Genomic DNA, 25,783 nt, shown 5'->3' with positions numbered 1-25,783 from the left:
CACCCGCACCACATCGAGAGGGCAACTCTCGCAATGTGTCCGGGTGAAAGGGCGAAACCGCGGCCGCGAGTTGGTGGTGGGGGCGGTCGCGACCGCGGTTTCGGTATGGGGCCCGGGGGGATGGCCCCACACCAGGTCTGGCGGGTCAGCGTGCGGCGTCGGCAGCTTCCTTCTCGCCGCTGGCGCCGGAGTGCTTGAGTTCTCCCGTGTAGCTCTCGAGATGGGCGCGGACGAACCACTGGAACTTCTCGAGCTCGGCGGTCTGGCCGATCAGGACGTCCTCGGTGATCGGATCGAGTTCACCGATCTTCTCGATCGCGTTGCGGTGGGAGGTGATGAAGCCGTCGTAGACGAGGTCGAGGGCACCGAGGTGGGCCTGGGCGGTGTCGCGACCGATGGAGTAGTCACTCCACGAGCGGTCGGCCTCGATCGCCTTGGCTGTACCGTTCGGCGACGAGCCGAGGGTCGCGATGCGCTCGGCGAGGGTGTCGGCGTAACCGCGGACGAGTTCCACCTGCGGATCGATCATCTCGTGGACGCCGATGAAGTTTGCGCCGACCACATTCCAGTGGATGTGCTTGAGGGTGAGGTGCAGGTCGTTCAGCGCGCTGAGACGCTCCTGCAGGATCCCGGCCACCTCATCGGCCGATTCCGTGCTGAGTCCTGGTGCCGTGAATTTACTCATGACACGACGCTAGGCCTCCCGCCGCGGCGAGGGCGAGGGTTGCAACCGATGAGTGACGCAACCGAGATCGGACATCACGGTGGCGTAACGAACCAGGGTCGACGGGTTTCGACGGGAGTGTCACGGGTACCACCGCGACACTCCCATCAGCACAGGTCAGAGCCGGTCAGTAACCGCTCGATCGCATCGGCGCGGGGTCGTACAGTCCCGACCGTCGAGCCTCGCCGAGCTCGATCTCGGCGGGCGGCGCCGGGATGATCTCGGTGAACCGCTGCAGGCCACCCCAGTCACGTCCCCAGTTGTTGCGGAGGTACGTCGGGAGCAACGTGGGACGCAGCATCGCCTCGGTGATGCCCAATGGTCCGCCCGCAGTCCCCGACATCCAGGTCTGGCTGTTCTTCCGGGTGGCCTCCGCATCGGGCATGATCCGCCACTTCGGCACCTCGAGCACACCATGCCGCACCTTCATCGGCTGCTGGCAGGGGAAGACCAGACCGGGTAGCCAGTCGATGAACACTGGGTCGGTCCGGCCGACGACCTCGTCCAGTGTCGCCAGCGTGCTGACGCGCGGCGGGGTGATGGCCACCCACTCCGACGACGCCGCGGCGGTGTCCTCGACCAGGATGCGCACCACGGTCGACTGTGCCGGCGAATCGGCCAGCGGGAACCGCAGGTTGCGCCAGGTGGGGACCTCACCGATGTCGATGGGGAACATCTGGCCCGTCGGCACCACGCGGCCGTCGGCGCCGACGCGACCGAACTGTGCGACCACCTTCTGGCCGGCGTGGACGACACCGATACCGTCGACGGCCTCGACCGATCCGGCGACCGCCATGGTGAGCAGCGGGGCGTCGTCGGAGCGTTCCGGCAGCTGGTACCAGTCCGTGGTGAGTGAGGCGGTGCCCGACGGCGAGCCGTAGCTGCCCAGTACCGGTGTGGCGGCAGGGTTCAGGCCGAACGGCAGTCGGACCGTCGACCCGTTGATGCCGCGTGCGCCCTGGCCGCCCTCGGTGCCACCCTGGGCCGACGACGAGTCGGCGGACTCGTCCGCACCGGCGCCGGTCTGCGCGGTGTTCTGGGCGCTCGTCGTGGCCGAGTCGTTGCTCTCGGTCGCATCCACCGACAGCTTGTCGGGAACCCCGTTGGGCGTGAAACCGGTCGACTCCGAACCCGAGAGTGCCTGAACAACACCGGGTGCCGGCCGCCCGTTCACCGCCGCCGGCGGGAGCAGACCCGCCGTCGGATCGGCCTCGACGAGGACATCGTTGGCCAGACCGCACGAATTACCGGTCAGGGCACGGGCATTGGACTTCATCCAAGACCACGAATCCCGTTGCTCGTAGGCGCCCTTCAGGAACGAGGCGACCATGAACAGCACCATCAGGCCCGAGATCACCGGCAACGGTGGGAACTTGAGCTTCGAGTACCACCGGTCACCACCGCGGGTCCGCGTCTGCTCGTCGACGAAGTCGTCGCGGAAGTGGAACCACAGACCGGCCAGGGCCGTGACCACCGCCGCGAGGAGGATGAACCACGCGACGTTGATCCCGCCGATCGCCGGCGGGCGGTCCCACCACGGCACGCCGTAGCTGCCGACGAACCACCAGCCATTGGTCCCGGCGAAGGAGATCCCGGTGATCGCGAGCACGGCGGCCGCGAAGAAGGTGCGGTTGCGACGCGACCGCAGCACCGCGGGTGCCATCATCGCGCCCGCCGCGGCGGCGATACCGGCGGCGATGCCCGCGTAGACGCCGAAGTGGTGGGTCCACTTGGTCGGGGTGAACGCGATGAAGAACATGGTGCCGAGCGTGACCGCGATCAGTCGCCAGATCGGAGCCCGCGCAACGCCGTTCGGATGCTCGCGACGCAGCAGGCGCAACAGCACGACGAACAGGCAGAGGATCATCGCCAGCACGCCGAAACGACGCGCGAGGGTGCCGTCGGCGGTAGGCAGGATCAGGTAGTAGTAGCGGATCGGTTCCTGCCACCACTCCAGGGTCGGCCCCACATCGGAAGCGACCTTGTTGCCCGCGATCAGCGGGGCCAGGGGCTGATCGAAGAAGATCTGATAGAGCACCGCGGTGCCCGCAGCCAGGATCGGCGCGAGCATCGGCAGCAGCCCGTCGCGGCGCCGCCGGGACACGACGGTCTTCACGATCGGCCGGATGCCCGCGAGCAGCGCGGCGACCGCCATCAGGCCGCCGGGGGCGAGGGCGAGGGTGAACGCCGCGGTCACCACCGCGATCGCGTACGGCAGCAGGCGCCGCGTCGCGATCGCCCGTTCCACGCAGCACCACGTGAGCAGCGCGCCCACGGCTTCTGCCGGCTCCGGGCGCAGACCGTTGTTGAACGGCAACCAGATCGCGAGGAAGACGAACGCCGCCGACCACACCGCGGGCGTGCTGTTGCGGACGGCGCGCCCCAGACGGGGGATCACCTCGCGGCTGATGAGCCACCAGCCGAGAAGTCCGAGGAGGAAGGCGGGCAGGCGCATGAACGGCGCGGCCACGCTGATGTGCGACATCGCCGAGATGACCTGGAAATGCCAGCCGAACGGGTCCTGCGGGACGCCGAAATAGCGGAAGTAGTTGTCCGCGTAGCCGGCCTCGCTGGTGATGCGGCCGACGGTGAAGTTGTAGCCGTCGTCGGAGGTGTTGGCCCCGGCGAACCACCAGAAGGCCAGGATCGCGAACACCGCGACGTCGGGCGGGCGGATGGTCCACCAGCCGGTCGGCAGGAAACGCTTGTGGGCGCGCCCGTCCCGGCTGTCGAGGACACCGAGAGCGATGAGCGAGAGGATCGTCATCACGATGCCGATCACGATCGCCGCGAGCTTCACCGGCGTCGGCGAGGTGACGTAGCGGGTGTCGATGGTGGCGCGCAGCGACAGCCCGTCGCGGGACACGTCCGCGGGCAGGTCGCTGTAGATGCCGACGATCTGCGGCCGCATCTCGTGATCGGGGATGGCGAACTCGTTCAGACCACCGTCGGCGGCGTCGGGCGCGGGCAGCCCCTCGAAACGGCCGTCGACGCCCTCGCCGTCGGCGTGCATCACGATCCGGCAGTTCGGATTCGCCTGCGCGGCCGCACGATCGGTGTTGAGCAGCACCACGTTGCGGTCGATCATCGTCAGCGTGTCGGCAGTGGCGCGGACGAAGAGGCCGCGGGCAGAGTCGTCCTGGCCGCCCTCCGGTGTCGTCGAGAGGAGGACACCGCCCTGCGCGGGCAGGCGGGCGGCCAGCGAACACGGCACCGACATGTCCATGTCGATCGGGACGAAGGCCACCAGCGGTGCGGCCACATCCGAGACCGAATCGCCCTGCGGCCATTCGAGTTCGGCGGTGGTCTGGTTGACCGGCAGGATCGGCGTGACGATCGCGAGCAGGAAGCCCAGCAGACCCGTGACGACCGCGACGATCTTCGCGGTGCGGCGATCGCGCCCGGGGCGCTCATCGACCTTCGGGGTCGGGCTCGTGGAGTTGGGTTCACTCATCGGATTCGGGCTCCACCCTGATCGAGCCGGCGCGTGACCAGCCCCATTGCGTCGTCTGTGCGGTGTCGATCTGTGCGTTCGGTGCGTCGGGTACCAGCGGTGTCAGCTTCTCCAGGGCGCCCCATTCGCGGACCCAGTCGTCCTTGAGATAGGTCGACACGGCACGGGCCGAGGTCGTCGCCTCCGAGATGCCCAGCAGACCGCCGTCGACGCCGGCCTGCCAGGTCTTGGACTGCGAGTTGGTCAGCGGGTAGTCACCCAGGATCCGCCACTGCGGTACCTGGGCGACGCCGTTCGAGACACCCATCGGTTGCTGGCACGGGAAGTGCGAGGCCACCCCGAAGTCGATCAGGGTCGGCGCCGTCGTCCCGACGACCTCTTGCAGGGTCTGCAGCTGCGGCGCGCGCGGCGGTGTGATCCCGATGAACTGCTTGTCGCCGAGGTTGTTGTCCTGCAACGACAGTCGCATCACGGTCGCCGCCGGCGGGGCGTCCGCCATCGGCACCCGCATGTTGCGCCACGGACGGTTGAGGATCACCGGTCCGGGGTCGATGGGCAGGATGTCCGGGCCGATCTGTTCGAACTCACCGTCCGGTCCGGGCCGGCCGAACTGCACAACCATCTTCTGCCCGAAGTTGCGCACCCCGAAGGTGTCGATGGTCGAGACGGCGCCGGCGGTGCTGAACACGAGCAGCGGGGATGCGGCACGGTCGGCGGGCAGGTCGTACCAGCCCGTCGTCAGGCGGGCCTCGCCGTTGTACCCGTAGCTGCCGAGCACGGGCGTCGTGGCGGGGTCGAGTCCGAAGGGGAGCTTGGCGTTCGACCCGTTGACGGTTTCGGGACCGCGGCCCCCGGTGGTCCCGGAGCCGAGTCCGCCGGTGATGGCGAACGGGCGCGCCATGCTCGCCGAGACGTTCATCTGGCCCGGTCGCTGGCTTCCCGGTTCGGGCTGCAGGTCCCCAGGGATGCCGTTGGGGGAGAAGCCGACCGGGTTCTCGCCGCGCAGTGCCTCGGTCGCCGATGCACCGCCGGCGGGGGTGAGCATGCCCGCGTTCGGGTCGACCTCGACGAGCACCTCGTCGGCAAGTCCACAGGGGTTGCCGCGCAGGGTGTTCAGGTTCTCGGTGAGGACCGTCGGCGCCGGATACCGGGTGACGGCGGCCTTGACGAAAAGCAGCATCTCGACGACGACGAGGAGCCCGGCGATCACCGCGATCGGCGAGGACGCGAGGAACAGGCGACGACGGTCCGCGCGGGTCTCACCGGGACCGGTGTCGCTGTGTGCGAGACCGCGATTGGTGACGTAGTCGAGTCGCAGGTGCTGCCACACCGCCAGGGCGGCGGCCAGGACGGCGAGGACCAGGAACAGCGTCGACGCCCCGTAACCGGCGATGACGGGCGAGCGGTCGAACCAGGAGATGCCGTACTCATAGGCGAACGGCCACGAGTTGTAACCGGCCATCGCCGCGGCCATCGCGAACAACAGACCCGACACGAAGACGGTGAGGTTGCGGGCGGACCGTGCAGCCGACTGGGCGACGGCGAGGGTGGCGGCCGCGGAGATCGCCGCCGCGAGACCGGCGAGGACGCCGAACTGGATCGTCCACTTGGTCGGGGTGAACACGAACAACAGCAGGGTCACACCTACGGCGCCGACGAGACGCCACACCGGACCGGGGTCCACGCCGCGAATCCGGGTGCGCCGCAGCATCACCGCGACGACGACGAACAGACCGGCGAGAAGAAGGAGCAGGGGCACGCGGCGGGTCAGCGAACCGTCGTCGGTGACGACCGAGATGAAGTAGTAGCGCAGGAACTCCTGGTGCCAGGAGATCACCGGGCCGACGGTGTAGCGGAGCTTGATGGCCTCGAGGACCGTCGCGAGCGTCTGATCCCGGAAGACGATGACCAGCACGACCATCCCGGCGGCGGCGATCGGGGCGACGAGCGCCGCGGTCGAGGTCCATCTCGAACCGCCGAGCTCGTTGCGTCGTCGGAGCAGGATGTGCAGCAGCGAACGGGCGGCGACGAGCAGGATCGCGACGCCGACGACGCCGTGCGGAGCCAGCGCGAGGGTGAACCCGGCGAGTGCGGCGGCGAGCGCCGCCGGCAGGAGGCGTCGGGTGGAGATGGCGTATTCGGCTGCCCACCAGGTCAACAGGGAGCCGAGGACGATGATGCCCTCGCTGCGCAGGCCACTGCAGAACGGCAGCCAGAACGCCGTGAACGTCAGGGCGGCGGCCCAGTTGGCCCACGAACTGCGACGCACCGCCGGGCCCAGACGCGGCAGCAGCACCCGGCTGAGCACGAACCACGACACGAGGCCGGCGACGAGGGCCGGGATGTGCATCCACAGGATCGACGGCGAGATCGACGACCACGTCGAGAGGAAGCTGTAATACCAGTCGAACGGCGCCTCGGGGATGCCGTAGAAGCGGTAGTAGTTCGCCAGATAGCCGAACCCGTCGGCGGTGCGGCCCATGTTGAGGATGTAGCCGTCGTCGGGCGAACCGGCCCCGAGAAACAGCCAGACCAGCAGGATCGCCGTCACGACCAGGTCGGCGGCGCGCGGCTTCAGGGAGTGCCACCAGACGCGGGTCCGGGCCCCGATCCGGCGGTGATAGCCCTGGATACGGTCGAGGAGGGCCAGGGCGACCAGTGCCACGATCACCGAGATCACGGCGAGGACCATCACGATGATCTTCAGGACCGTCGGCGAGGACTCGTACCGGTTGTCGACGACGATCGAGACCGACATACCGGCGGCGGCCGCGGCGCGGGCCTGCTCGGGACTCAGCTCGCTGAAGATGCCGGCGACCTGCGGGCGCTTCTCGGGCGGCAAGACCGTCGAGTCGCCGAGGCCGACGAACTGGGCGCCGGGTCCGCTCGGGGCGGAGAAGATGTGCAGCTCGCGGCAACGGTCTAGATCGGCGCGGGGCGCGGTGGCCGCGACGCTGTTGCGGAAGGTGACCGTGACGGCCTGATCGGACTTCGTCACCCACAGCGACGAACCCTTCGACTTCGGCGCGCTCACCGGCATCGTCGACAGGACGACGCCGTTGCGAGCACTCGCCAGCGTGGAACACGGGATGCGGGCGTCGAGCGTCTGCGGGGTCTGCGCGATGAGTGGCGCCATCACCGACGACGTCTCGGCGGCGAGCTCCTGACCTGCGGGCCAGGTGATGTCGGCGTCGGTGGCCTTCACCGGCAGCAACGGCGTCAGAGCGCACAGCACGACGCCGAGAACACCCGCGACGATCGCGATCAGACGAGCGGTATGTGCGGAAACACGGGACGTCGGAGCTGTCACAGGCACGGTGCTTGATCGTATGCGACCGACACCCGGCCACCTAGCGCCCACCCTTCGTGGCTCGCTCCGCTCGCACCTCAGGGATCGAGGTGGGCTGCGCTCCTCAGTGCCGCAGCGGCGCCGGGCTCCACAGTCCGCTGCGGGTCTCCGTGCCGGTGTCGATGTCGGCGAGGGTGTCCACGCCGCCGTACGGTTCGTAGCGTTCCAGCGCGCCCCAGTCGCGTCCGATGTCGGCCATCAGGTACGTCGGCAGGGCGGTGGGCTGCTGCGACACGTCGATCCAGCCGAGTGGGCCGCCGCCGTAGTAGTTCTGCCATGCGGAGACCGCGGCCGCCAGATCCGACCCCGGCTTGATCCGCCACTGGGGGATCTCGGCGACACCCGCGTCGTGGGTGAACGGCCGCTGGCACGGGAAGGCCAGACCCGACGTCCAGTCCACGTGCACCGGGTCGGTGCTGCCGACGACGTCCTGCAGCGTCGTCATCTGCGGTACCCGCGGCGGGGTGAGGACGATGAAGCGGTCCTCGTTGAGGTTGTCGTCGGTGGCGACGATGCGGACCGCGGTGGTGTCCGCCGGCAGCTCGCTGGTGTTGTAGCGCAGGTTCCGCCAGGCCGGGCGTGGGCCGGGGTCGATGAGTTCGGTTTCGCCGGCGGCGGTGAGGTCGGCGTCCTTGGTGTCCGGCCCGATCGGGTCGGCGGTGTACTCGAGCATCACGTTCGGGTTGTCGTATTCGCCGGCCACCGACATGGTCAACAGTGGACGGTCGCGCCAGTCCTCCGGGAGGGCGTACCAGCCGGAGGTGAGCCGGGCCGGGACCTGGTCGAGCTTGGAGTAGCTGCCCATGACCGGGGTGGTCTTCGGGTCGAGGAAGAACGGCAGCGCGGCGCTGCTGCCGTTGACGCCGGGTTCGGCCAGTTCACCGCCGCCGGTGCCGCCGGGGTTGGAGTTCACGATCTTCGGGTCGGCCCACACGTTGCCGGACAACACACCCAACGAGCCCTCACTGGCCGTCGACGCCAGGTCCAGCGGTACACCGTCGGGGGAGAAGCCGACCGTCTTCGGCGAGGTGCCGGGTTCCGGGGCCGGTCCGCCCAGCGGGTTGCCCAGCGACCCGTCGACGGGCCGCAGCATGTCGCGGTTGGGGTCTCCCTCGACCCACACCTTGTCGGCCATGCCGCACGGCTTGCCGGCGAGCGCGGCCAGATTGGAGCGCGGCACCGAGTACGACGACGACTGGTGGATACCGGCGAACACCGCGGTGATGATCTCGAAGACGACGATGGCCATCGCGAGATAGGCGAGCGGTGCGGCGGCCATCGACGCGGTCACACGCCGGTACCAACGCCGGTCGGAGGTGTCGGCCCGCTTGGTGGGATCCCCGTCGGGGGAGTGCGGGTCGGTGCCGGTGAACGGTTCCCGGAAGTGGAACCACAGCGCGAGGAGGAGCAGTGCCAACGCGGCGTACAGGAACACGCTGCCGAGCATCACCCCGCCCACCTTGACCTGCTCGTAGGCCCAGGGCATGCCCCACGCGGAGTAGTAGTAATAGGAGTTCGGCGCGGTGAACGCCAACCCTCCGATGAACAGGACGAGCGCACAGAACAGGGTGCGGTTGCGTCGTGAGTGCATCGCCTGCTGGCTGGCGGCGACCGCGGCGATGGCGGCCAGCGCGGCGGCGATGCCGGCGAAGACGCCGAAGTGGTGCGTCCACTTGGTCGGCGTGAACATGAGGAACACCAGCGAGGCGAAGGTGATCGCGACGATGCGCCGGGTGGGTCCGATGGCGGTACCGGGGATGCGGTTCTTGCGGATCAGGACCGCCGCGGCCACCACCAGGCCGAGGATCATCGCGAGGACGGCGAAGCGTCGTGCGATGGAGCCGTCGGCGGAGAAGGCGAACAGCGCCGAGTAGCGCCCGAGCTCGTTGTACCAGTTCATCGAGGGTCCGAGCGCCGTCTTCATGCTCGATGCCTCGGAGAACGAGCGCAGGGTCAGGTTCGAGAACACCACGAAGGACACGAAACTGCCGGCGGCCAGGATCGGGGCGATCAGCGCGACGAAGGACCACCTCAGTGCGCGGCGCGACGTCGAGGCGCCGGTGATGACACGGGCTCGCTTGATCAGCGCCATGATCATCGGCCGGGCGCCGGCGATCAGTGCGGCGACGGCGAGCACACCGGTGGGGCCGGCGGCGATGCTGAACGCGCCCACCAGGCAGGCCACGGCTGCGGGCAACAGACGACCGGTGGCGATGGCGCGTTCCACCGAACACCAGGTGAGGAGGGCGCCGAGGCAGATGATCGGCTCGGGACGCAGGCCGTTGTTGAACGGGAACCAGCAGGCGAGGAAGGCGAAGGCGGCGGTCCAGGCCACCATCGGGCGGGTGACCGCGGCGCGGCCGAGCCGCGGGATAACCTCGTGACTCACGATGAGCCACACCAGGATTCCGCAGGCGAGCGCGGGGAGTCGCATCCACGGACTGGCCACCGAGACGTGGCTGAGCAGTCCGAAGACCTGGTAGTACCAACCGAACGGTGCCTCCGGTGCGCCGTACCAGCGGAAGTAGTTGGCGGTGTAGTCGGTGTCCTGCGCGACCCGCGACATCGTCAGCAGGTAGCCGTCGTCGGAGGTGTTGGGTCCGATGATGTGCCAGAGGATCAGCGCACCGATCACCACGTAGTCGCGTGCGTTGAGGCGCCACCAGCGGGCGGGGAAGATGCGGCGGTGCTTGCGGCCGTCGGATGCGTCGAGGGTTGCCAACGCCGCCAGTGACAGGAGCGTCGCGGCGACTCCGACGATGATGACGAGCCACTTGGAGATGGTCGGCGCGGTGTTGTAGCGGGAGTCGACGGTGACATGTGCGTCGAGACCGGCGATCTCCGACGCGGGCCCGGACAGGTCGGTGAAGAGGCCGGTGACCTGCGGCCGTTGGTCGGGCGAGTTCTTGAAGGCCTCTTTGTCCTCCGTGGTCCCCTCGAGTGGTTCCCCGGCATCGTCGGTCATGCCGACGAATTCGGCGGTCACCGCGTCGGAGTCGGCGCGGACGACGATCTCGCGGCAGTCCTGCGCGCGCATGTCCTGGAGGTTGGCGGAGATCAGCGGGACGTTGCGGATGACCACCTCGACGCCCTGGCGGTCGGCGGGGGCATCGGCGGCACCCGTCTTACGGATGAAGAGGCCGCGTTCGGCGGATTTCTCCGCCTGTTTCGGCGTGGTGGACAGCAGGACCGAACCGCCGGGTGGGAGGTCGTCGACGGCCGTGCACGGGATCGTGACGTCGAGGTCGACGGGCGTGTAGCCGATGAGCGGGGAGGCGACGGAACCGATCTGCCCGTTCTGGGGCCAGTTGATCTCCGCGGTCTTCTGCTCGACCGGCATCAGCGGGGTGGCGAGCGCGAGCAGGAACCCGAGCAGGCCGGTGACTATGGCGACGATCCTCGCTCGTCGAACGGTCTGCGCTGGCACAAAGAGAGATGGTAGCCGTTGCGGTGTCTCGCCCCGGTCGGCGAGGCGACACCCTGATCGATGCCGCAGGTGCGCCGGGGTCGGCGACTAAAGTGAACCCATGTCCGACTCCACATCCGATCCGGCCGGTCCCGAGCCGCTGCCGATCCTGCTGCTCAACGGGCCCAACCTGAACACCCTGGGTACCCGTGAGCCGGCGATCTACGGCTCCGAGACGCTCGACGACGTCGTCGACCTCGCCGAACGGACCGCGTCGGAACTCGGCTTCGGCCTGCGTGCGGCGCAGACCAATCACGAGGGCCAGATGATCGACTGGATTCACGAGTCGGTCGGGAAGATCAGCGGAATCGTCATCAACCCGGGCGGGTGGACCCACACGTCCGTCGCCCTCGCCGACGCCCTGGTGGTGCCCGGCGTGCCGATCTTCGAGGTGCACATCAGCAACGTGCACAAGCGTGAGGCGTTCCGCCACCACTCCTATGTCTCGCCCCTCGCTGCCGGTGTCATCGCGGGCTACGGCATCCGCGGCTACGAGTTCGCGATCCGGCGGCTCGCGGAGATCGTGGCCTGAGGATCTACTGCAACCCAGGGGTTGCAAGTCGCTCCGGATGATGCAACCATGGGGTTGCATCATCCGGAATGACCCAGGAGGCGTCATGAGTGCGACCGACCCCGAAACAACCAGTGCGGCAACAGATGAGGATCTCGACCGGATCGAGCGGGAGATCACCATCGAGGCGCCCGCCGAACGCGTGTGGCAACTCGTCAGCGAGCCTGGCTGGTACATCAACGACAACGCGATCACCGAGCACCGGATCGACCGCGACGGGGATCTGTCGACGGTTCACGATCCCGTCCACGGCGCCTTCGTCTTTCGCACGGTGGAACTCGACGAACCCCGCTACGCCGCCTTCCGATGGCTCGCCGACGCAACCGATCCCGACTCGGAGTCGACGCTGGTCGAGTTCTGGATCACCGATTCCGGTTCCGGGGTGAACCTCAAGGTCGTCGAGTCGGGATTCGCCTCGCTGTCCGGTTCGGATGCGGAACGACGCGCCAAGTTCGACGGCAACGTCGAAGGCTGGAAGATCGAGCTCGAACTCGCACGCACCCATCTGGCCGGAAGTTCCGATGCCTGAGATTGTTCCGGTCGAGGTCTTCGGTGCCCTCGCCGACGAGAGTCGCTGGCAGATCCTCGTCAGATTGGGGGCCGACCCCGCGTCGGCGTCGACCCTCGCCACCGAGTTGCCGATCAGCCGTCAGGCGATCGCCAAACATCTCAAGATCCTGACCGAGGCGGGCCTGGTCACGGCATCCCGGGCCGGACGCGAAATCCGGTACGAAGCGGTCGGTTCGGAGCTCTCACGCGTGGCCCGGCACCTGGACACCATCGCGCGTGGCTGGGATCGGCGACTGGCCGGCATCAAGAAGGCTGCCGAAGGTGGTTGACCGGCGAGCGCGTAGATGTCGCGAAACGTGGCGGTTGGCGACACGTTTCGCGACATCTGCGTTCAGGGCGTCCCGTCGCCGATGATCTCGTCGAGCGCCCGGGCCGTCTCCGCGGCGTGGGGTGCCCGGATCATCGAGATGTGGTCGCCGTTGATGTCGAGGAACTCGACCCTGCCCGAGGTGAAGTGGCCCCACAGCGCGGGATCGTCGGTGTTCGTGCGCGCCTTGACCACCGTGATCGGACCCGAGAAGGGACTGGGCCGGTGACGGCGGATCATTCTGGTGCCCAGGCGGAAGAAGACGACCCACTGCACCGGCGTCGACAACGGGACGAGTCCCGCGGTGAGCATGAGGGCGTTCAGGGCGATCTCCTGCACAACGCGCTGGACCGGTGAGCCGGTGGGCTTCTTCTCCTCGGTCCCGGTTCGATCGGGCAGGGTCTCGTCAGCCTTGGTCAATGAGAGCAACGAGTCCCGAATGCGCTCTGCGACGTTCGGCGCGTTCCCGGTGAGGCGTTGCGCCAGAACCGGGTCGATGAGCGAGTCGAGCACCGCGACCGGATGGCAGGTCTCGCCGGCCCTGGTGAGGCGTGCAGCGGCCTCGACGGCGATGAACCCGCCCAGCGAGTAGCCGCCGATCTGATACGGGCCGCGGGGTTGCACCGAGCGGATGTCGGCGATGGCACGACGCGCCGCGGCACGCACGGAATGATCTGCACGGCCGCGTTTTTCGACGCCCCTCGATTGGATGGCGTAGACCGGGCGGTCACCGGAGAGCGCGCGGACCACCGGTGTCAGGCTCGTCGCGAGGCTGCCGGCCCCGGCGATCAGGAAGATCGGGTCGCCGGCCCCCTTCCGCAACGGGATCAGCGTGGCACCGGTGGCGTTCTTGGACCGCTCCTTCGCGGCCGTCTCGATCCGCTGCGCGAACTGCGCGATTGTCGGCGCCTCGGCGAGCATGGCGGTGTTCACCTCCAACTGGAGGTGGTGCTGGACCTCGGAGAGCATCTTCGCGGCGGCGAGTGAGTCGCCGCCGAGTTCCACGAAATCGTCGTGGCGACCGAAGGACTGGGGTTCGAGACCGAGGATCTCGCTCCAGAAGCGGTGCAGCGCCATCTCGGTGAGTCCGCGCGGTCGCTCGGGCGTCGGGCGTGGAGGGGGAGGCGGCAGGGCGCCGCGGTCGACCTTGCCCCGCTCGTTGCGCGGGATCTCCGACACCACGACGATGTCACGCGGGATCATCCACGGGGTCAGTGTCTTTCCGAGTTCGTGGCGGATCTCGGCGGGCGACGGCGACCACTTCTGAGGGTCGACGGCCACGTGCGCGGTGAGCCGTCCTTCCTCCCGGTCGGCGGTGACGACGGCGTCGGTGGTCCAAGGCAGCGAGCGCAGCGCGGACTCGACCTCGAGGGGTTCGACGAGGTAGCCGCGGACCTTGATCGCGTCGTCGCCGCGACCGAGCAGTGCGAGTGCACCGTTCTCGTCGAGACGCCCGAGATCGCCGGTGCGATAACGTCTGCGGCCGTCGGGCAGCGAGGTGAAGCGGGCCGCGGTCAGCTCCGGATTCGCGTGGTACCCGGAGGCGATGTTCGCGGACTCGACGATGATCTCACCGGTTGACCCCGGTGGTAGATCCCGTCCGTCCTCGTCGACGATGCGGACGCACTTGTCCGACGCCGGGATGCCGACCGGGATCGCGCCGTCTTCGACCTCGCGTTCCGGCGGGAAGAGATTGAAAGCAAGGTTGCCGACCTCGGATGCGCCTGCCCAGCAACAGAACACGCCCCGGGGGAGGATCGTGTTCCGCGCGAGTTCGATGTCCGTGTGATGTGCGGGCTCACCGCAGGTCGACAGCAGGCGAAGGGAGTCGACGGCATCCTCGGCGTCGAGCTCGCCCAGCCATGACCGAAGCAGTGACGGCGTGCAGTGTGCGGTGGTCGCGCCTTCGGCGGACAACCAGTCCCGTAGCCCGGTGGTGGTGCGGCGCCGGACATCCCACAACAGCATCGTCGCGCCGTTGAGGAGGCTCATCGCGAGGGCGTCCAGGCCGCCGCCGAAGCTCAACGGCAGCAGCACCGCCGCGCGATCGTCGGGACCGAGTGACATGAATCGGCGGCCGTCACGCGCGTGGTTGACGGGAGTCCGCTGCGCGAGCACCACGCCCTTGGGGGTGCCGGTGGAGCCGGAGGTGAACAGGAGAACTGCCGGATCATCGGGGGCGGGTTCGACGACATGCGTTTCGCGCGACTCGTGATCGACGGCGACCGCAGGTGTGAGGAGGTGGGCCCCGGACAGGTCCAGGATGTTCGCGCGGCGTTCCTCGGGCAGGAACGGATCGACCAGGACCAGCGAACGTCCGGCGCACCAGACGGCCAGCATCGAGATCACCGAGTCGATGTCGGATTCGATCTCGACGGCCACCGGAGTGTTCGCCGGGGTGGTGCCGACGATCGCGTGGGCGAGGTCGTCCACCCGCGCGGCCGCCTGCGCGAAGGTGATCGACTGCTCCGGAGTGCGGATCGCGACCGCGTCGCCACGGCTCCGCGCGATCGCTCGCCACCGGGCGGCAGCTGTCGTCGCCGCGGGGTCGGATGATCCGGCGGTGGCAGACGGGCTGGTATCCAGGTGATTGTCGCCGATCATGTTCTCGAACTCCCCAGGTGGCGGGGGTGACCACGGTTGCGGACGACGCCTCTCCGTGCGGGACTCGGCCCCTCCTCCGGCCCCGGAAACTCAACTCAGGTAAAGCTACCCTTTGTTCGTGGCGGCGGCACCGCCGGATGGCGAGAACGTGGCGGGGGTAACAGTAGGGTGAGGGCAGATCCGTAGGCCCGGATCGCCCGACGAGAGGGAACGATGCAGTTCGACGACGTGATTCTGGGGCGGCGCAGCATCCGCGGCTTCACACCGGAGCCCGTGCCCCGGGAACTCATCGAGGAGATCCTCGCGCTCGCAATGCGCGCGCCGTCCTCGATGAACACCCAGCCGTGGAACTTCTACGTGATCACCGGTGAGCCACTCGATCGCATCCGCGCGGGCAACACCGAACGCAACCTGGCCGGCGTGCCGCACTCCCGCGAATTCCGAACCGGCGCGGAGAAGTTCACCGGCGTCCATCGTGATCGCCAGGTCGGCGTGGCGAAGCAGCTGTTCACCGCGATGGGCATCGCGCGCGAGGACATGGAGATGCGGCAGGACTGGGTCCTACGGGGATTCCGCCAGTTCGATGCCCCGGTCTGCGTCATCGTCACCTACGACCGCATCCTGGACGGCAGCGACGACACCCCCTTCGACTGCGGAGCGGTCTCCACCGCGCTCGTGAACGCCGCCTGGTCCCGAGGTCTCGGTGCCGTGATCAACAGCCAGGGCATCATGCAGTCGCCCGTCGTCCGGGAACATGCCGGGATACCGGACGACCAGGTCATCATGAAGAGCATCGCGCTGGGCTGGCCGGATGAGACGTTCCCCGCCAATTCAGTGGTCTCCGAACGCAAGACGGTCGAGGAAGCCACCACGTTCGTGGGATTCGCAGAGTAATTCAGAGCGCCAGCGCTTGACGAGCCGCGTCGGCGACGCTGCCTCGATACAGCGGCCCGTGTCCGGCAAGCAGCAGCTCGGCGTCGAGTTCGGTGAACCTTTCGACGCTGCGACGCGCGGTGGCCTCGTCGTGCTGGAACGGCGACGGAATGCATTGTGGCCCGGCGATCGCCGACACCTCGTGATCGCTGACCAGCGCATCACCGGAGACCAGGGCACGCCCGTCGCCGACCAGGTAGGAGCTGTGGCCGTCGGTGTGACCGTGGCTGGCCACGGCCATCGGTGACCCCGGCAGGTCCAGTTTCTCGGGGAAAGACTCTGCCGCAGACAGTCCGGCTCGACTCAACACCCCGAGAGGTGTGGTCTTCGCGAGCCAGGACCACAGGCGCCGGGTGCCGGCGAGTGGCGCGAGGTCGAGCGCGTTGGCCTGTTGAAGATGGTGCCGCAGGGCGTGATCGACCTCGACGGGGTCCATGTAGACCGGGAATCCGTACCGCGCCTGCAGTTTCGCGAGTCCGCCGAGGTGGTCTACGTGCGCATGGGTCAGCAGCGCACCGCGGATGTCCTCAGGACGACGGCCGATCCGGTTGATCGATTCGACGACCTGCCCGGCCTGTCCGGGGTAGCCGCCGTCGATGAGGGTGAGCTCGCCGCCCTGTTCCAACAGCACCCAGTTCACGACGTCGGTGTGGACGAAATACGTTGTCGACGAGTCACCGTCGAGGCGCGTGATCTCCATCGGCCGGGCGGTGCCGAACGTCGGACGCATCGATCACTTCCGGACGACGAGGACGAACGGGCCCACCTCGGTGACCTCGAACCGGGGGTCGTCGAAGACCGAGGGATCGAAGGTGACGGTGTAGCGCTTGACGTTCGGGTCGTTCGGGTAGACGTCCTCGGCGAGGCGGAGGGAGTACCCGTCGGAGCTGTACCGGAACAGGAAGACATCGGGTGCCTTCCACGGTGACTCGTCGAGGTGCCGGACCAACTGGTCGGCGTCCTCCGCCTTCGCCCAGCGTGCGATGGCCGCGGCGCGCTTGTCGAACTCGGCCAGCGGGTTGGCGTAGTGGGAGGTCAGCCCCTGGAAGCCCCAGTACGGGTAGATCGACAGGAACCCGAAATCGGCGGTGAGGACGACGTTCTCGGTCGGCGGTCGGCCGGTCTGCTCGCCGATGAGTTCGTCGATCTCGGCGAAATACGACTCGGCGCCGGCCGGACGTTCGTCCGCGCGCTTTCCGTAACCGTCGGTGTCGGTGTACGCCGTGGTGATCTCCGTACCGAGATGGCCGGGGATGCTCTGTGCCGCTGCGATGGCGGCGAGCACGGCCACCGCGCCCACGACGACGCGGACGTCGCCGAACCGGCCCACGGCCCAGTGACCGATGTCGACGACGCCGAAGACGCCGGCCGCGGCGAGCGCGGCCACCAGGATCGGCTCGAGCCGGAAGGACAGCAGGGTGGTGCCCAAAGCGGTCATGAGCATCGACAGCAGGCAGAAGAGGTACACCGTGATCACGGTGGCGCCCATGGCCACTGCGACGGTGCGGGTCCGGAAACGCAGGAGAATCCACAGCAGGCCGATCATCGTGATCGCACCGACCAGGTTGACCCCGAACATGGGCAGCGGGAACGTCGCCCCGCGCTCCGGAAGGTAGTGTTCGGCGGTTCCGCCGCTGGCCGGGGCGCTGGACAGACGCTTCAGCAGATACGGTGCCCAGACCAGCAGCGCGATTACTCCGGCGATGACGCCCACCGAGACGAGTCGCCCGACGACGGCGACCACGATCTCGCGGCGGTGTGCCTTGACGGTGCGGGTCGGTGTCGCCTTGTTGGACGCCGCGAGCCAACCCTGGACGAGGAAACAGCAGGCCAGGAGAACCGCGGTCAGCGCGAACAGACCGGTGTAGAGCGTGTAGGTTGCGGCCGAGATGCCGAGGAAGACACCGGCTCCGACCACCGCAGGCCAACTGGTCGCACCCTTTAGCGGTCCGACCGGACCGTCGGCGGCACGTGCCCGGCCGCGTAGCGCGTACGTGAGGACGATCATCATCGGCACACCGATGATCACGAGGATCGCGGCGTACGGCTCAGGCGAGGCGTACAGCAGCGCCAGCGTGGTCACCGCGAGTCCCAGTGCCCCCCCGCGATCGGCACCGAACATCCGGTTGAACAGGACGACGCTGACCGCCGCGGCCACCGCCATCGACACGATGGCCCACGGCTTGTAGGCCTCCCACCCGGGCTGGCCGAGCAGATTCGCGAACCGGCCGCCCCACCAGAACCAACCGGCCGGGTAGTACGGCGGCAGATCCGGGTAGGTCATGTCCGCCAGGCGCGGACTCGACGTCATGCGTGTCAGGTACTCGGTGCGGAACTCCTGATCGACGGACAGGCCGAAGAGGTAGAGACGCGTTGCGCCCAAGGGCATCCCGATGGTGACCGTCACGAACGCCGACATCGCCGCCGCCGACAGGAACGGGACGAGTACCCGCCCTTTCCCGTAGCGGTACAGCAGTGCGACGACGACGAGCACCGCGATCGCGAGGACCTGACCGGCGGTCGTCAGCGACCGGGTCACGTTCGACGAGTTGAAGGCCGGCCAGTTGACGGTCTCGATCGCCTTGAGACCGATGATCGACACCACCGCACCGACCACCACCGCCATCAGCAGGAGCAGTGCTGTCCGGCCCAGGCGTGCGGCCGTGGTCGGACCGGAGTCTGCTTCCTGAGGCGCGGTCGTGGGGTCCTGGCGGTCAGCGCTCACGGAAGTCGTCATCGCTCGCAATCGCAGTCGGCGTCGAGGGCTGCTAGACGGGCAGCTTGCGGAAGATCGGGCGCGGGATGTGGCGTAGGACCATCATGATGTAGCGGAAAGGACCGGGGACCCAGACGATCTCCTTGCCCTTGGTGGCCGCGGCGACCGCCAGGCGACCCACGTCTTCCTTCTCGACGGTCAGCGGCGCTTCCTTGACGTGCGCCGACAGTCGCGTGCGGACCTGACCCGGACGGATCACGAGGACGCGAGGACCGAAGGGGCGCAACGCCTCGCCGAGTCCGAGGTAGAAACCGTCGAGTCCGGCCTTGGTGGAGCCGTAGACGAAATTGCTGCGACGGACGCGCTCACCGGCGACCGAGCTCATCGCGATGATCTGGCCGTGGCCCTGGGCGCGCATCTTCTCACCGAGGAGCACACCGACGGAAACCGCTGCGGTGTAGTTGATCTGGGCTTCGGCGACCGCGAGACCGTGGTCCTGCCAGGCCTGCTCGTCGTCGCCCTGGATGCCGAAGGCGACGATGGCCACGTCGACGTCGCCGTCGGCGAAGGCCTTCTCGATCACGTCGCGGTGGGTGTCGGTGGCGCGGGCGTCGAAGTCGATGACGCTGACCTCGGTGGCGCCGGCCTTCTTGGCCTTCTCGACCGCGGCCTCGACGGACGGGTCACCCGGCAGGGCAGCGAGGATGACCCGGGCCGGACCCTTGCTCAGGTACTCGGCGGTGATGGCGAGCCCGATCTCCGAGCTCCCGCCCAGGACCAGGATGGACTGTGGGACGCCGACGGCGTTCATCATCGTGGGTCTTCTCGCTTTCGGTGGTCTGCGGCCGGTGGGCCGCAAAGGTGGTATGAGGGTCGGAACCGGTTGTGGGTCAGGCGAGTTCGAGTCGACGGCCCATGTCGGACATGAACACCCGGTTGGGGTCGATCCGACGCCGCGTGGCGATCCACTCGTCGATGCGCGGGTACATCGAGTGGAAGTTCGCCGCCGATGTCCGCGAGTCCTTCGCGGTGTAGAGGCGTCCGCCCATGGCCATCACCCGACGGTCGAGATCGTTGAGGAACTCGGCGAGCCCGGCCTTGACCGGGAAGTCGAGGCAGACGTTCCAGCCCTTGAACGGGAAGCTGAGCGGCGCCTTGTTGCCGTCGCCGAACAGCTTGATCACGTTGAGGAAGCTGACGTGCCCCGACGCCTGGATGTGCTCGATGAGGTTGGTGAACTCGGCCTCGTTACCGGTGGGCACGATGAACTGGTACTGGCAGAATCCGCCGCCGCGACCGTAGGCGTTGTTCCAGTCACCGAACACGTCGAGCATGTGGTAGAACTGCGCCAGATTCTTGACCTTGCCCTCGCTGGGCGGGCCGATCCGGTAGTACGCCTCGCCGACCGCCGAGAAGCTGAGCTTGTTGGCCAGCCCGCGCGGGAAGACGTCGGGGAACCGCACGAGCGGCTTGTTGTTGAACGACAGCGGGTTGTCGCGGTACTTCTCCGGCAGCTCGTCGACGCGCGCGAGGTTACCGCGCGAGAAGGTGCCGCGGCCGAGCTTCGGCGGTGCGCTGATGGTGTCGAACCAGCCCGAGGCGTACTCGTAGCCGTCCTCGAAACCGTCCTGCAGGTGCAGGTCGAGCGTCTCCTGCAGCGACCCGGTGCGCGCGGTGTCGGCGATGAAGTAGGCGCTTTCGGTGCGCTTCATCTGGATCTTCGCGCGCAGCACGATGCCGGTGAGGCCGATGCCGCCGACCGTCGCCCAGAACAGTTCGCCGTTCGGGTCGTCGCCGGAGCCGTCCGGGGTGAGCGTCAGGATGCGACCGTCGGCCACGAGGAGCTGCATCTCGACGACGTGGTTGCCGAAGCTGCCCTGGCTGTGGTGGTTCTTGCCGTGGATGTCGTGCGCGATCGCGCCACCCACGGTGACCTGACGCGTACCCGGGAGCACCGGCACCCAGAGGCCGTGCGGGAGCGCGGCCTGCATGAGGGTGTCGAGGGAGACGCCGGCGTCGAGGTCGACCGTCGCGGTCTCGGAGTCGATGGCGTAGATCCTGGTCAGCGGGGTCATGTCGATCGTGAGACCGCCGCTGTTCTGGCCGGACTCGTTGTACGAACGGCCGAGACCGCGGGCGATGACACCGCGCTTGAGGTAGTCCGGCTTGTCCGCGTTGTCGTCGGCGACGCGGGCGACCGCCTCGGCGATGACCTCGGGATACGGCGTGGACAGCACGTGACCCTCGATCGGGGTGGTGCGAGACCAACCCACCAGCTTGCGGGTCGTGATCGGCAACAACTCTTCAGTAGACATCGGTGAAGAGAGTACTCGGCCGCCGTGGGCCGACGATGAGAGACGACCTGCGACAGGCGTCGCACTTTCCCGGTGCCGTGGTGTCGGGCTACCGCAGCACGCCGAGTTCGGCGCGTCCCAGCACCGCGGCCGCCGCGTTACGGCCCGGGATACCGCTCACGCCTCCGCCGCGTCGTGCGCCGGCGCCACAGAGCAGCAGTCGTGGGTGGCGGGTCTCCACACCCCAGGTGCCGACCTCTGTCGCCGTCTCGGCCCAGGGCCATCGCAGCGACTGGTGGAAGATGTTGCCGCCGGGCAGCCCGAGCACCTCTTCGAGGTCCTGCGGCGTCTTCGTCTCGATACACGGGCGGCCGTCGAGATCGTGGGCGATGACGTTCTGGATCGGCTCGGCCAGGAGCATGTTCAGCGAGGCGAAGGTCGCGCCCACCGCGTGCTCGACGGCGCCCGGCTCGTCGAAGACGTCGGGCGGCATGTGCAGCCCGAACAGTGTGAGCGTGTGTTTGCCGTCGAGTTCGGGTCCGAGGATGGACCGGTCGGAGAGGGTGTGGCAGTAGATCTCGCACGGCGGCAGTTCCGGGACCTCACCGCGCGCGGCCTGCCGCCAGGCCTCGTGGAGCTGGCTCGCGGTCTCGTTGATGTGGAAGGTGCCTGCGAACGCCGCCTCCGGTGACACCGATTCGTCGCGCAACCGGGGGAGACGGTCGAGGAGGAGGTTGATCTTCAGCTGCGAACCCCGGGGGTGCGCCTCGCATGCGATCGGCTCGTCGAGCAGCGTGTTGAGGACCTGTGGAGCGCAGGCGGCGTAGAGCATCGAACCGCGGACGGTGCGTGTGCCGTGGGCGCGGTCGGAGTATTCGACGGTTCCGTCGGCGGGGTCGACGCCGGACACGGTGACCCCCGTGCAGATCTCGGCGCCCGCCGACGTCGCGGCCTGGTACAGCGCGCCCGAGACCGCCCCCATGCCGCCGACCGGGACGTCCCAGTCGCCGGTCCCGCCGCCGATCACGTGGTAGAGGAAGCAGATGTTCTGCCGCAGCGACGGGTCGTCGAGGTCGGCGAACGTGCCGATCAGGCCGTCGGTGGCGGCGATACCGCGCAGCAGGTCGTGATCGAAGTACTGGCCGAGCAGCGTGCCGAGCGGCAGCGTGGTGAGCGCCTCCCACAGCTCGGCGTCGGAGGTGTCGGTGCCGACCGCGAGTTCGTGCATGTCGGCGGCGGTGCGCAGGGGCTCGGTGAGGGTCGGGAAGACGCGCCGGGCGATGGTGCCGACGCGGCGGTAGAACGACTGCCACGCAGTGAAGGCGGCGTTGGAGTAGCCGACGGCGTCGGCCCCGACGCGATCGGCGCGGATCACCCGGCGGAAGGATTCCGCGGTCGCGTCGTCGTCCTGGGTGTCGATGAGGATGCCGCGCGTCGGGTCCGACGGCAGCGGTGTGTACGACGAGTAGCGGCGTCGGATCATCGAGATGTCGAGGTCGAGGTCGGCGATGATCTCGCGGGGCATCAGCGAGACCAGATACGAGAACCGCGACAGCTGGGCCGCGAGACCGGCGAAGGGCATCGCCGAGACGGTCGCCCCGCCGACGTGATCTGCCTTCTCCAGGACGAGGACCCGGCGACCGGCGCGCGCGAGATAGGCGGCAGCGGTCAGTCCGTTGTGTCCGGCGCCGATGATGACGTCGTCATAAGAAGCAACTGCGGTGCCCGTCGATCCTGTGCCCATCGAATAAAGGGTCTCAGATCGACGGACACCGCAGAGGCGTCCTGCAATTCTCGGGTCAGCGCAGGATGCGGGCCACGAACGGGGTGGAATCCTTCATCGAGGCCAGAACCGCACTGGAGTGGTCGTCCTCGGGGTAGACGAACAGCTCGACGGGCTGGTTGTTGGCCTTCATCTGTGCGTAGAGCGACAGCGCCGACGGTGCCGGCACATCGACGTCACGCAGGCCCTGGCCCAGGAAGATCGGGCGGTCGTAACCCTTGTACGGCGTCGCCATGTACTTGTGCAGCGCCGGGCTCAGACCCGGGATCGACATCAGCGGTGCGCGGAACCAGGTCCGCACGTCGTCACCGGCGAGGGACTTCTTGAGGATCGGGTAGCAGGTGGTGCGACCCTCGGCCAGGCGTGCGATGCCCTTCGGCGTCATGACCTTGGTGATGTTCATGTCCGGACGGGTGTCGTTGAACCCGGCCAGGATGTAGGCGGTGTAGGCGTTCAGGCCGCCCGGCAGGTTCACCGGCGGGACGACCGGTCCCAGGTTCTGGTACAGGTACTCGAGGTTGGCCGGGATGCCGGTGGCGACGACGCCGCGGTAGTCCAGACCCGATCCACGGCTGAACTCGGTGGCGTAACGAGCACCGTTCAGCGCGGCTGCCGCGCCCTGCGACTGACCGATGATCGCCCAGCGCTTGGCGAACGGCAGATCCATCTGATGCGACGCGACGACGATGTCGACGATCGCGTGCGCCGCGGTGACGCCGTTCAGGTAGGCCATCAGGCCCGGGGTGCCCAGACCGACGTAGTCGGCGGCGACGACGGCGTAACCCTGCTGGAGCCAGTGGCCCAGGTACTTCTGGTCGCGCTCACTGCGCGGGAACGCCGACGGCGTGCAGTCGTCGTTCATGCCGACGGTGCCGTGCGCCCACGAGATGATCGGCCAGCCACCGGCCGGGGCCTTGCCCTTGGGCAGGAACACCGCACCGGTGCCCGTCGCCATCTTGCCGTGCTGGTTCAGCGACGAGTACTGGATGCGGTACGCGTCACCGGCCGCGGGGAGGTTGAGCTCGTCGGCGAGCGGAACCTTGGCGATGAGGGTCCCCGCCTTGGCCGGGATCGGGCCGGAGTACTCGGTGACATCCAGACCGGACCAGTTCGGGATGCCGACGGAGACCGCGTCATCCGCGTGTGCCGGCGCGGTCGATCCGAGTGCGAGCAGAACCATGCCGAGGCCGGTGATGACGGAGACGAGTGTTCGCGTGGTGCGCGACACCGGTGATCTGGACGTGAGGGCAGACATGTTCAGAACAGTAAAGGCACTTATGCGCCTCGTACACCTCGGGGCGGCGACTATTCGTGCCGTACCCGAGCGGTTTCCGTGCCGCTGCCGGTTTCCAGTTTGGTCTCGGCGGAGCGAACGGGGGTCACCGCCGACCTATCCTTGACGTGTGGACATCCCCTCGGTCGAGCTCAGCAACGGTCAGTCGATTCCTCTCGTGGGACTCGGGACCTACAACATGCTCGGCCGGCCGTGCATCGGCGCGGTCAGCGCCGCACTCAAGGCGGGATACCGACTCCTCGACACCGCTCCCCGATACAGCAACGAGCTCAGTGTCGGCATGGGCGTGCACGGTTCGGGCATCGCTCGTGACGAGGTCATCATCCAGACCAAGCTCAGCGGCGGTGACCAGGGGTTCGACGAGGCGATCAACGCGGCCAAGGAGAGTGCGCGGCGGCTTGGTGTCGGTTACATCGACGTCTACCTGATCCATTGGCCGTGCCCGAGTCTCGGACGCACGGTCGACTCGTGGAAGGCGTTGCTCACCCTGGCCGACGAGGGTTACGTGCGTACGCCCGGAGTCTCCAACTTCAAACAGCACCAGCTCCAGACGCTCTTCGACGAGACCGGACGCTGGCCGGTGCTCAACCAGATCCAGTGCTCACCGGCACTGCCGCGGACCGAGCTGCGCGAATTCATGGCGGAGAAGGGGATTCACGCGCAGGCGTGGCATCCGACCGGCCGCAAGGAAGGCGTCCTGGGCGACCCGGTGATCCTGCGGATCGCCCGTGAGAACGGGAAGTCGCCGACGCAGATCGCGCTGCGGTGGGCGGTGCAGCAGGGCATCAGCGTGGTGCCGAAGTCCTCGCACGCCGGCCGCCAGCTCGAGAACGCCGACCTCTTCGACTTCGTCCTCGACGACGCGGACCTCGCCGACCTCGCCTCCCTGGACCGCGGCGAACGAGCCGCCCGCGACTCGGACGTCGACGAGGAGTTCTAGGTCCCGCTCGTTGAGTAGGCGAGGAGCTTGCGACGAGCCGTATCTCCTGTTCGTTGAGTAGATCCCGGAGCTTGCGGAGGGGTCGTATCCCCTGTTCGTTGAGTAGACCCCGGAGCTTGCGGACGAGCCGTATCCCCTGATCGTTGAGTAGACCCCGGAGCTTGCGGAGGGGTCGTATCGAAACGAGCTAGGGTGTCAGCGTGTCTCGACCTGACTCCGGTAACCACGATCCCGCAGGTGAAGTGCCGCCTCCGCATCATCACGAGGACTTCGCGACGCGGCATGCGCCGATGCCGATCGAGTTGCCCTTCGACGACGAAGAGGCGTCGACCGATGTCGACCTGAAGACCCAGCTGATCCGCTTCATCGTCACCGGTGCCGGGTCGGCGGTCCTCGACTTCGGGCTGACGCTGTTCATGCAGTACATCGTCGGAACCCCGGACTGGGTCGCCAAGGCACTCGGCTTCATCCTCGGTACCACCGTCGCGTACCTGATCAACCGCCGCTGGACCTTCCGCGCGGAGCCGAGCGCCGCCCGCTTCATCGCGGTCGTGCTTCTCTATCTGGTCACGTTCGCGGTCAACGTGGGTCTGTACAGCTGGCTGTCGTCGTTGTGGGAGAAGACCGCCCTCTACTCGGCGATCGCCTTCGTCATCGCGCAGGGCACCGCGACCATCATCAACTTCGCGGTCCAGCGGGCGGTCATCTTCAAGATCCGCTGATCGCTTCGCCGCTCGTTCGGGGAGGGTTCCGTGCCGTTGAGGCGGCGCTGCGCGGG

The 25,783-nt window shown here is 68.1% G+C and carries 17 protein-coding genes; 6 read left to right on the top strand and 11 right to left on the bottom strand.

What is annotated here, in order from left to right; all coding sequences use genetic code 11:
- Window positions 1-145 precede the first annotated feature (145 nt).
- The 4 genes from LQD00_RS12150 to LQD00_RS12135 all read right to left on the bottom strand — a co-directional run bounded on the left by LQD00_RS12150 (window position 146) and on the right by LQD00_RS12135 (window position 10,954).
- On the bottom strand, window positions 146-685 hold the full coding sequence (locus LQD00_RS12150; protein ID WP_040536276.1) for a Dps family protein: 540 nt from the start codon (window positions 683-685) through the stop codon (window positions 146-148).
- Between the two features lie 166 nt (window positions 686-851).
- Window positions 852-4,178, bottom strand: a complete 3,327-nt coding sequence (locus LQD00_RS12145) for an arabinosyltransferase domain-containing protein (protein WP_232717475.1) — start codon at window positions 4,176-4,178, stop codon at window positions 852-854.
- Window positions 4,171-7,494, bottom strand: coding sequence for an arabinosyltransferase domain-containing protein (locus LQD00_RS12140; protein ID WP_406567014.1), 3,324 nt, complete (start codon window positions 7,492-7,494; stop codon window positions 4,171-4,173). Before LQD00_RS12140 ends, LQD00_RS12145 begins: the two co-directional genes overlap by 8 nt.
- A 97-nt stretch (window positions 7,495-7,591) precedes the next feature.
- Window positions 7,592-10,954 carry an arabinosyltransferase domain-containing protein gene (locus LQD00_RS12135; RefSeq protein ID WP_232717474.1) on the bottom strand — a complete coding sequence of 1,121 codons (3,363 nt, stop codon included), beginning with the start codon at window positions 10,952-10,954 and terminating at the stop codon, window positions 7,592-7,594.
- Window positions 10,955-11,054: 100 nt separating this feature from the next.
- On the opposite strand from LQD00_RS12135, the gene aroQ reads away from it, so the two are divergent.
- The 3 genes from aroQ to LQD00_RS12120 all read left to right on the top strand — a co-directional run bounded on the left by aroQ (window position 11,055) and on the right by LQD00_RS12120 (window position 12,403).
- The gene (gene aroQ, locus LQD00_RS12130) at window positions 11,055-11,525 is read left to right on the top strand and encodes a type II 3-dehydroquinate dehydratase (protein WP_232717473.1); all 471 of its coding nucleotides are present in this window, start codon (window positions 11,055-11,057) and stop codon (window positions 11,523-11,525) included.
- A gap of 85 nt (window positions 11,526-11,610) precedes the next feature.
- The gene (locus LQD00_RS12125) at window positions 11,611-12,093 is read left to right on the top strand and encodes an SRPBCC domain-containing protein (RefSeq protein WP_232717472.1); all 483 of its coding nucleotides are present in this window, start codon (window positions 11,611-11,613) and stop codon (window positions 12,091-12,093) included.
- Window positions 12,086-12,403 carry an ArsR/SmtB family transcription factor gene (locus LQD00_RS12120; RefSeq protein WP_232717471.1) on the top strand — a complete coding sequence of 106 codons (318 nt, stop codon included), beginning with the start codon at window positions 12,086-12,088 and terminating at the stop codon, window positions 12,401-12,403. The genes LQD00_RS12125 and LQD00_RS12120 overlap by 8 nt, the downstream gene beginning before the upstream one ends.
- Window positions 12,404-12,465: 62 nt before the next feature.
- On the opposite strand, the gene LQD00_RS12115 is transcribed toward LQD00_RS12120, so the two are convergent.
- Complete coding sequence (locus LQD00_RS12115) at window positions 12,466-15,045, bottom strand: alpha/beta fold hydrolase (protein WP_232717470.1); 2,580 nt, start codon at window positions 15,043-15,045, stop codon at window positions 12,466-12,468.
- A 213-nt stretch (window positions 15,046-15,258) separates the two neighbouring features.
- Between LQD00_RS12115 and LQD00_RS12110 the strand changes: the two genes are divergently transcribed.
- On the top strand, window positions 15,259-15,939 hold the full coding sequence (locus LQD00_RS12110; RefSeq protein ID WP_232717469.1) for a nitroreductase: 681 nt from the start codon (window positions 15,259-15,261) through the stop codon (window positions 15,937-15,939).
- Window position 15,940: 1 nt separating this feature from the next.
- Here the strand turns inward: LQD00_RS12110 and LQD00_RS12105 are convergent, their stop codons facing one another.
- The 6 genes from LQD00_RS12105 to LQD00_RS12080 all read right to left on the bottom strand — a co-directional run bounded on the left by LQD00_RS12105 (window position 15,941) and on the right by LQD00_RS12080 (window position 24,026).
- Complete coding sequence (locus LQD00_RS12105) at window positions 15,941-16,708, bottom strand: MBL fold metallo-hydrolase (RefSeq protein WP_232717468.1); 768 nt, start codon at window positions 16,706-16,708, stop codon at window positions 15,941-15,943.
- Window positions 16,709-16,711: 3 nt separating this feature from the next.
- Window positions 16,712-18,715 (bottom strand): galactan 5-O-arabinofuranosyltransferase, encoded by a 2,004-nt coding sequence (locus tag LQD00_RS12100; protein ID WP_406567013.1) that lies wholly within the window; start codon window positions 18,713-18,715, stop codon window positions 16,712-16,714.
- A gap of 31 nt (window positions 18,716-18,746) precedes the next feature.
- On the bottom strand, window positions 18,747-19,508 hold the full coding sequence (locus tag LQD00_RS12095) for a decaprenylphospho-beta-D-erythro-pentofuranosid-2-ulose 2-reductase (protein WP_005199206.1): 762 nt from the start codon (window positions 19,506-19,508) through the stop codon (window positions 18,747-18,749).
- A 76-nt stretch (window positions 19,509-19,584) separates the two neighbouring features.
- The gene (locus LQD00_RS12090) at window positions 19,585-21,009 is read right to left on the bottom strand and encodes an FAD-binding oxidoreductase (RefSeq protein WP_232717466.1); all 1,425 of its coding nucleotides are present in this window, start codon (window positions 21,007-21,009) and stop codon (window positions 19,585-19,587) included.
- Window positions 21,010-21,097: 88 nt separating this feature from the next.
- Window positions 21,098-22,732, bottom strand: a complete 1,635-nt coding sequence (locus tag LQD00_RS12085; protein ID WP_232717465.1) for a phytoene desaturase family protein — start codon at window positions 22,730-22,732, stop codon at window positions 21,098-21,100.
- A gap of 55 nt (window positions 22,733-22,787) precedes the next feature.
- Window positions 22,788-24,026 (bottom strand): alpha/beta hydrolase family protein, encoded by a 1,239-nt coding sequence (locus tag LQD00_RS12080; RefSeq protein WP_232717464.1) that lies wholly within the window; start codon window positions 24,024-24,026, stop codon window positions 22,788-22,790.
- Between the two features lie 148 nt (window positions 24,027-24,174).
- Here LQD00_RS12080 and LQD00_RS12075 point away from each other — a divergent pair, with 148 nt between their 5' ends.
- Window positions 24,175-25,005 carry an aldo/keto reductase gene (locus LQD00_RS12075; RefSeq protein ID WP_232717463.1) on the top strand — a complete coding sequence of 277 codons (831 nt, stop codon included), beginning with the start codon at window positions 24,175-24,177 and terminating at the stop codon, window positions 25,003-25,005.
- Between the two features lie 200 nt (window positions 25,006-25,205).
- Window positions 25,206-25,727: a GtrA family protein gene (locus LQD00_RS12070; protein WP_232717462.1), complete on the top strand. Its 522-nt coding sequence runs from the start codon at window positions 25,206-25,208 to the stop codon at window positions 25,725-25,727.
- Window positions 25,728-25,783: the final 56 nt, after the last annotated feature.

It is taken from the genome of Gordonia metallireducens, from assembly GCF_021245825.1.
In the GTDB taxonomy this organism is placed as follows: domain Bacteria; phylum Actinomycetota; class Actinomycetes; order Mycobacteriales; family Mycobacteriaceae; genus Gordonia; species Gordonia namibiensis.
This window is presented reverse-complemented; position numbering and strand designations above follow the sequence as displayed.

Coding starts and splice junctions, on each gene's coding strand:
- LQD00_RS12150 (WP_040536276.1), bottom strand. CDS start 685: ATGAGTAAATTCACGGCACCAGGACTCAGCACGGAATCGGCCGATGAG.
- LQD00_RS12145 (WP_232717475.1), bottom strand. CDS start 4,178: ATGAGTGAACCCAACTCCACGAGCCCGACCCCGAAGGTCGATGAGCGC.
- aroQ (WP_232717473.1), top strand. CDS start 11,055: ATGTCCGACTCCACATCCGATCCGGCCGGTCCCGAGCCGCTGCCGATC.
- LQD00_RS12125 (WP_232717472.1), top strand. CDS start 11,611: ATGAGTGCGACCGACCCCGAAACAACCAGTGCGGCAACAGATGAGGAT.
- LQD00_RS12120 (WP_232717471.1), top strand. CDS start 12,086: ATGCCTGAGATTGTTCCGGTCGAGGTCTTCGGTGCCCTCGCCGACGAG.
- LQD00_RS12115 (WP_232717470.1), bottom strand. CDS start 15,045: ATGATCGGCGACAATCACCTGGATACCAGCCCGTCTGCCACCGCCGGA.
- LQD00_RS12110 (WP_232717469.1), top strand. CDS start 15,259: ATGCAGTTCGACGACGTGATTCTGGGGCGGCGCAGCATCCGCGGCTTC.
- LQD00_RS12105 (WP_232717468.1), bottom strand. CDS start 16,708: ATGCGTCCGACGTTCGGCACCGCCCGGCCGATGGAGATCACGCGCCTC.
- LQD00_RS12100 (WP_406567013.1), bottom strand. CDS start 18,715: ATGACGACTTCCGTGAGCGCTGACCGCCAGGACCCCACGACCGCGCCT.
- LQD00_RS12095 (WP_005199206.1), bottom strand. CDS start 19,508: ATGATGAACGCCGTCGGCGTCCCACAGTCCATCCTGGTCCTGGGCGGG.
- LQD00_RS12090 (WP_232717466.1), bottom strand. CDS start 21,009: ATGTCTACTGAAGAGTTGTTGCCGATCACGACCCGCAAGCTGGTGGGT.
- LQD00_RS12085 (WP_232717465.1), bottom strand. CDS start 22,732: ATGGGCACAGGATCGACGGGCACCGCAGTTGCTTCTTATGACGACGTC.
- LQD00_RS12080 (WP_232717464.1), bottom strand. CDS start 24,026: ATGTCTGCCCTCACGTCCAGATCACCGGTGTCGCGCACCACGCGAACA.